The sequence below is a fragment of the Azospirillum isscasi genome, assembly GCF_030849505.1.
GTDB lineage: Bacteria > Pseudomonadota > Alphaproteobacteria > Azospirillales > Azospirillaceae > Azospirillum > Azospirillum isscasi.
In genome coordinates, this window is record NZ_JAUJFI010000234.1 from 1 (window position 1) to 6,565 (window position 6,565).

Annotated in this window: 6 protein-coding genes and 1 pseudogene; 2 read left to right on the plus strand and 5 right to left on the minus strand. The window is 68.8% G+C overall.

All coding sequences use genetic code 11. From position 1 onward, the window contains the following. On the plus strand, positions 1-1,235 hold a 1,235-nt coding region (locus QSG27_RS26925; protein WP_306711647.1), incomplete at its 5' end, for a tetratricopeptide repeat protein. A gap of 10 nt (positions 1,236-1,245) precedes the next feature. Here QSG27_RS26925 and QSG27_RS26930 read toward each other — a convergent pair. From QSG27_RS26930 to QSG27_RS26950, 5 genes are all read right to left on the minus strand, one after another. Then, positions 1,246-1,971, minus strand: coding sequence for a fused DSP-PTPase phosphatase/NAD kinase-like protein (locus QSG27_RS26930; RefSeq protein WP_306711648.1), 726 nt, complete (start codon positions 1,969-1,971; stop codon positions 1,246-1,248). 108 nt (positions 1,972-2,079) lie between these two features. Then, positions 2,080-3,081, minus strand: coding sequence for a hypothetical protein (locus QSG27_RS26935; protein ID WP_306711649.1), 1,002 nt, complete (start codon positions 3,079-3,081; stop codon positions 2,080-2,082). A gap of 32 nt (positions 3,082-3,113) precedes the next feature. Then, positions 3,114-4,109: a hypothetical protein gene (locus QSG27_RS26940; RefSeq protein ID WP_306711651.1), complete on the minus strand. Its 996-nt coding sequence runs from the start codon at positions 4,107-4,109 to the stop codon at positions 3,114-3,116. 109 nt (positions 4,110-4,218) lie between these two features. Next, complete coding sequence (locus QSG27_RS26945) at positions 4,219-5,058, minus strand: 23S rRNA (adenine(2030)-N(6))-methyltransferase RlmJ (RefSeq protein ID WP_306711653.1); 840 nt, start codon at positions 5,056-5,058, stop codon at positions 4,219-4,221. Between the two features lie 55 nt (positions 5,059-5,113). After that, positions 5,114-5,758 carry a transglycosylase SLT domain-containing protein gene (locus tag QSG27_RS26950; protein ID WP_306711655.1) on the minus strand — a complete coding sequence of 215 codons (645 nt, stop codon included), beginning with the start codon at positions 5,756-5,758 and terminating at the stop codon, positions 5,114-5,116. 524 nt (positions 5,759-6,282) lie between these two features. Between QSG27_RS26950 and QSG27_RS26955 the strand changes: the two are divergent. Then, positions 6,283-6,565 (plus strand): annotated as a pseudogene (locus QSG27_RS26955) (tetratricopeptide repeat protein); the annotation flags it as partial.

Genomic DNA, 6,565 nt, shown 5'->3' on the forward strand with positions numbered 1-6,565 from the left:
CGGCCGTCGGGGACGGTGCGGCGGCGGAAGCGGGGGCGCGCGCCGCTCTGGGCCGTGACGCCCATCACCACCGGGCCAACCGGCTGCTCGCGCGCCTGCTGCTGGAGCGCAGCGGGGCGATGGGGGTTCAGGCCGGCAAGCCCTTCGCGGTGGACCAACCCCTGGTGGAGGAGGCCATCGGCGCGCTGCGCCGGGCCGTGGCGGTCCGCCCGGACGACGACGAGGCCGATTGGCTGCATGTCGCCGCGGTGGCGACGCTGGTCCAGGTCGGCATGGCGTCGGACGGGGTGCTGCGCGAGGGCGCGCGGGCCGCCTGGGCCCGCCTGCACCGCCACCCCAAGGACGCGGTGGCGGCCTCCGTCATCGGCTTCCACGTCTACCGCCGGGACCGGCTCGTTCTCGCGTCCTGGCTGAACCAGCGTTTCCGGCGGCGCTTCACCGCGGCGGAGGTGGCGCGGGAGCATGAACTGGGCATCTGGACCATGCTGCGCGCCGACGACGCCTTCTTCCGCGCCCTGCCGCCGGTCGAGACGGTGCTGGAGGGTATGGCGCCGCTGGAGATCCGGTTCGATCCGGAGCCGGAGCCGCGCACGGAGCCCGTGGTGTTCTTCTGCTGCGACGACGTGTATTTCCGCCGTTTCGCCCCGGCGCTCCTGGAGTCCCTGGCGGAGCGGATGCCGGGGGCCACGGTCGCCGTCCATGTGGTGACGCCGTCGCCGGAGACGGAACAGGCCATGGCCCGCTGGCGGGACGACGGACGGCTGCGGGTCGGATTCTCGGCGGACCGCCCGGACATGGCGGGCTGGACGGACATCAAGCGAGTCACCTACTACGCCTCCGCCCGCTTCATCCGCGCCTTGCAATGGCTGCGCCGGCTGGACCGTCCGATGATGGTGATCGACACCGACGCGCGGATCGCCCGGGACCTGCGATCCCTGAAGACGGAGATGGCGGGGCACGACGTCGGATTCCTGTTCGACGGGCGCCGCCGCGGGCCGTCGCGGGAAATCACGGTCTGCTTCAACGTCTACAACAACACGCCCGGAGGCGACCGCTTCCTGTCGCTGCTCGGCGCCTACACCGCGCATTTCCTGGCGGGGGCGGAGGTCTACTGGATGCTCGACCAGATGGCCCATTACGCGGTGCTGGACTGGCTGAAGCGGCACGAGCCGGTCCGGGTGCACCGCTTCGACTTCCTGAACTTCCCCTATTGCGACTTCGTCGGGGCGAAGTGATCCACCGCGGTCACTCGCGCCCGAGCACCCGGTCCACCACCGTGTCGGCCCATTCGCGGGAACGGAAGCTGGCCTTGGCCTCCACCGGGTCGTAGACGCGCTCCACCCAGTCCCAGAAGGGGGTGGGGCGCTTCTCGTTGTAGGCGGCGTAGAGGTCGAAGAAATAGTCGAGGATGCCGGTCTTCGCCTGCTTGAAGTGGCCGTATTTCCAATGGAGCTGCTTGGTCGCCCGCTCCAGCGGCACGCCCTCGTGGATGAAGAGGTAGAGCGCCGACATGAAGCCGGCGCGGTCCGCGCCCGACTTGCAATGCAGCAGCGCCGGATACTGCATGGCGGCGAACAGGTCGCGGGCCTTCAGCAGCGTTTCCTTCTTCGGCATGTCGCGGGAGTTGACGGGGAAGTCCACCAGCGTCAGCCCCGCCGCCCGGCAGGCTTCGGCCTCCAGGATGTAGGAGGCGCAGTCGCGGCTGCCCCGCAGGTTCAGGATGGTCTTCACCCCGCGCCGCGCCGCCTCCCGGATGTGCGAGGGGGAGGGCTGGCTCGCCCGGTACATGTTGGGCGAGATGCGGTGGGTGTTCGAATAGATCAGCCGGAAGCAGGCGTGGTCGATGAACACGCTTTCGACATGGCCGAGCGCCCGTTGCACGGGGGAGACCATGCGCCCGCGCGCGCGCTTGATCCCGTCGGCCAGCGCGGTGGTGGTGTAACGGCGCAACATCTTCCGGGTGGTGGCCACGCAGCAGTCTCCAAATCGACAAGGCCGCCAAGATAGGCACACTTTGCGTGGCGTCAAGACCGCCGCACCGGCGGGCCGTGCGGCGGTTTGATCATGGCGGCGGTTCGATCACCCGGCCCGCAGGACGCGCCCGTAGATGTCGTAGCGTGCGGCCAGCGACAGCACGATCTCCATGTAGAGGTTGATCAGGCCGTTGGCGTAGAAGGCCGGGCAGCCGGTGTAATGGCGCTCGCCCGGCTGGGCGGTCGGCTCGATGAGGTCGGAATTCAGGACGATCATGCCGCCCGGCGCCTCCGTGTCATAGACGAAGGCGGTCTGGTGGCGGGGCAGGGGGTGGATGGCCTGGTGGTCGTCGGCCTCGATGTGGCCGGCGCCCATGAACTGGCACAGCATCCCCAGGCTGCCCATGGCGAGCGGCAGCACCTGCTTCAGGCTGCGGCGGGACAGGTCGTCATACTCCGCCAGGGTCAGGCCGGGCTTCAGCATCGGCGCCGATTCGCACAGGTTCCAGCAGACGTGGAGCGCCGTGTGGCTGCCCGTCTTGGTGATCGACAGCATGTCGTAGCCGGACGGCGCGTGCAGCACCGACGCCTCCAGCGTGTTGGCGAGCACGAAACTGGCCGCGGCGAGCGGGGTGATGGCGCCTTCCGCCCGGCAGCGCTCCTCCTCCAGCGTCACCTTGATCGCCCAGTCCTTGATGATGGCGTCCAGCAGGTGGCACACGCTGTCGCGCAGGAAGCCGATCAGCGTCTCCGCCGGGGCGGCGTCCAGCCCGGCGGCGTCGGCGACGTCCAGCCCGTGCGGCGAATCCGGCGGGTTGCACAGCAGAAGATGGCCGCCGGCGTCCAACGGCATGCGGTTGGTGATGTGGTCGCGCAGGTCGTTGTAGAGGAAGGCCAGCAGCGTGTTGATGGCGACCTTCTCGTAATCCTCCTTGCGGGTGTCCGCATGGGCCGGGCAATGGCCGGCGAGGCCCTGAAGCTCCTCGGTGAAGAGGTAGTTCGGGTCCTCCGTGATGCGGTGCAGGATCGGCGCGAGATTGACCCGGGCCATCCCGGCCTCTTCATGCGCGGCGAGATAGGTCAGGGCGAAATCGTTGGAGCGTGCCATGGCGGAGGACGTCTGTTCTGTGGAAAGGACGGTCAGCGGTCGCGGAGCCGGTCGTAGACGCCGTAATCCATGGCGATGCTGGCCACGATGTCGAGATACAGCTTGATGAAGCCGGGCGTGTAGAAGGCCGGGCAGCCGGTGTAGTGCCGCTCCTCGGGCTTGGCGAAGCGGGTGATCGGCTCCGGATTCAGGCAGATCAGGCCGGACTCGTCCAGGACGAAGGCCGTCTGGTCCTTGGGCAGCAGATGGATGGCGAGGCCGTCGTGCGGCTCGATCCCCGACGCCTCCATGTAATGGACCAGCATGCCCAGGCTGGCCATCGACAGCGGCACCACCTGCTTCAGGCTGCGCCGCACGAGGTCGTCGTAGGCCGCCGCCTCCCGGCCGGGCACCAGCAGGGGGGCGGCCTCGACCATGGCCCAGCAGATGTGGATGGCGGTGTGGCTGCCGGTCTTGGTGATCGACAGCATGTCGTAGCCGGCTCGCTGGTAGAGGGACGAATCCTCCAACGTCGAGCGCAGGATGAAGGTGGCGGCGGCGGCGGCGGAGATCTCGCCGGAGCCCTGGGCCCGGTAATGCTCCTCCTCGGTCAGCAGGTCCGCCGCCCAGCCGGTGATGAGGCCGTCCAGCAGATGGCAGGTGGCGTCGCGCAGGACCGAGGCCATGACGTCCAGCGGGGCCGCCGCCATGACCGCGCGGTCGGCGGGGTGGATGCCGTGGGGGGAGCGCGGCGGGATCGGCAGCATCACCTGCCCGCGCTCGTCCAGCGGCAGCTTGGTCGCCACATGGTCGCGCAGCCGCTCGAACAGATAGGCCAGCAGCGTGTTGACCGTCACCTTGTCCGCGTCGTCCGTGTTGGGGGCGGCGTGCATGGGGCACTGGCCGCCGCCCTGCCGCAGGTCCGGGCTGAACAGGAAAGCGGGGTCCTTCTGGATGGTCTGGAGGATGTGCGCGATCGACACGCGCTCCAGCCCCGCGTCGGCATGGGCCTTGGCGAACGCGCTGGCGAAATCGTTGGAACGGGACATCGTGGCCTTGCCGGAACGGGGTAGTCCCATTCACCCTATGGCGAGTGGAGGGGCCGCGCAACGGCAACCTCTGTGACCGCTTGCCGCTTTCCCGTTGAAATGCGCGGTTTTACGCCTCCGGAACCAGCCAATCGACCGTGCAGCCGCCGCCGGTGGCGGGCAGGGCGGCGTGGAGCGCCGGCAGCATGGCGCGCAGCGTGTCGTCCAGCGTCCAGGGCGGGTTGACGATCAGCAGCCCGGACCCGTTCAGCCGGGTGTGCGTGTCCTCCGGGTGCCAGGTCAGTTCGACGGTCAGGATCTTGCGGATGCCGGTGTTCTCCACCGCCTCCTGGAAGCGCCAGACGGCGGGGCGTTCCTTGATCGGGTACCACAGGGCGTAGATGCCGGTGGACCAGCGCCGGTGCGCGGCCTTCAGCCCCTCCGCCATGCGGGCGAACTCGTCCGGCTGTTCGAAGGGCGGGTCGATCAGGACAAGGCCGCGCTTCTCCCGCGGCGGCAGATGGGATTTCAGCGCCTGATAGGCGTCGGTCCTGGAGGTCGAGACCTGCCGGTCCCCGGCGAACTCCGCCTTCAGGGTTTCCCAATCGTCGGGGTGAAGCTCGTTGAGGACCAGCCGGTCCTGCTCGCGCAGCAGCGCCCGCGCCAGCCGCGGCGATCCCGGATACCAGCGCAGCCGCCCGTCGGGGTTGAGGGCGGCCACCGCGTCCAGATAGGGCCGAAGCGCCGGATGGGGCGCCATCTGGCCGAACAGCCGCCCGATTCCGTCCTGGAACTCCAGCGTCTTGCGCGCCGGTTCGGAATCAAGGTCATAGCGCCCGATGCCGGCGTGGGCGTCGAGCACGCAGAAGGGCGCCGGCTTGGCGCGCAGATGATCGACGATCAGCGCCAGAACGGCGTGCTTCATCACATCGGCGGGGTTGCCGGCGTGGAAAATGTGACGGTAGTTCATGACGCAGGGATTTAGCCCATCGGGGCGTTCCGCGCCATCCCCCGCGAACCCCGGATCAATCCAGGGAGGCGACCTGCTGGGCGTTGCGGAAGGTGCGGCGGGTGCTGGGGGCGATGCTGGCGGGTTCGGAGTCGCCGCAGCGGGCGGATTCCAGAAGCTTGGCACTCTTCGCGTCCAGTTCGCTCAGATGCTGCCAGATCTTGCAGACGTAGTTCTGGGCCTGGCGGGTGGAGCCGCCGTTGTAGCGGGCGACGGCGGTCTTCCAGCTTCCCTGCTCGCCATGGAGGCGGAGAAGCAGGCGGCCGGCGTAGAAGACGTTCTCGCGGGGATCGACGATCCGCTCCACCGGCTGGAATTCGCCGCGGTGGGTGCCCAGCGAGATCTGCATGCAGCCGACATAGACGTTCTGGCGAAGCTGCCCGCGCTTGTCGCGCAGGTGACGGGCGGCGTCGCTGGCGTTGCGGGCGAAGACCGGGCGGCCTTCGACGCTCATCGCGAAGGGGGTTGGGGCGCCGTCCTGGCCGCTCTCCACCAGGGCGATGGCGACGAGAAGTCCGGAGGGGATGTTGAACTTGCGTTCCGCCTCCACGGCGTGGGAGACGCAGGTGCTGTCCTGGGCGGCGGCGGGCTTGGCGAGGAGGATCGGGGCGGCGGCTATCCCCAGTGCAAGAGCGATCCAGCCGCCAAACGTGCGTCGCACGCGCTGAGTTCGATCCTGCATGTCCTCGGTCCCCTCTGTCCGTTGCCGGCTCGTGTCCGGCTTCGTTTTGGCCCCCCGCGCGGGGCCGCCATTACCGGTCACCGAGTCGCTTACGGTGACCGCCTCCTACCCGAAAGTTCAGCGCCCACCATCGGGCGCCGAAGCCACACTTCCAAAAATTTTATACAGCGTCAATCAATTTGCTGCCCGGTAATACCACGCCTTTCGATCGCCCGATGTCACAAGGCGGGCTGCGGACCCCGGCCTATGCCGTGCCGTCGACCATTAAGGCACTGATTTCGAACCCGTTCGGGAAATCGAAAGAGGTGATTTGTGCAAAAGATGCGGAAAATCGTCCGAATGGCTTAATGCGACGGTCTGCCGCTCGAATCGGCGCGTATGAGCATCTTCGGAAGCCCTCTTGCGCGCGCGGGCAAGCTGGTGCAGGAGACTGTGCCTTCCCTCGCCGCCCGGAGTCCCGGGGCGGGGATGGCGGCAGCCCATCTTCCCAGAGCGAAGTGTTCGTGGATCGCGATTCGACGGCCGATGCCGACCGGGAGGGGGAAGCCCCCCTCGTCCAGCCCGGAGACGTTCCGGGCATCTTGTTCCAGACCGGCTACGACCGCCTTTACGCCGCCGATGCGGCGGGGGCCGCTCGTGCCTTCCGCCTCGCCTGCGCCGCCGATCCGGCGGCGCCGGAAGCGTGGGGCGTCCTGGCCGACAGCGCGCGGGAGGCGGGGGAACCCGCCGCGGCCCTGCCCGCCTGCGGGCGGGCGGTGGCGCTCGACCCCGGCGTGTGGTCCTGGC

What these genes read in the sequence shown, in the direction of transcription:
- QSG27_RS26935 (WP_306711649.1), bottom strand. Translation starts at nt 3,081, where the DNA reads ATGGCACGCTCCAACGATTTCGCCCTGACCTATCTCGCCGCGCATGAA.
- QSG27_RS26940 (WP_306711651.1), bottom strand. Translation starts at nt 4,109, where the DNA reads ATGTCCCGTTCCAACGATTTCGCCAGCGCGTTCGCCAAGGCCCATGCC.
- QSG27_RS26945 (WP_306711653.1), bottom strand. Translation starts at nt 5,058, where the DNA reads ATGAACTACCGTCACATTTTCCACGCCGGCAACCCCGCCGATGTGATG.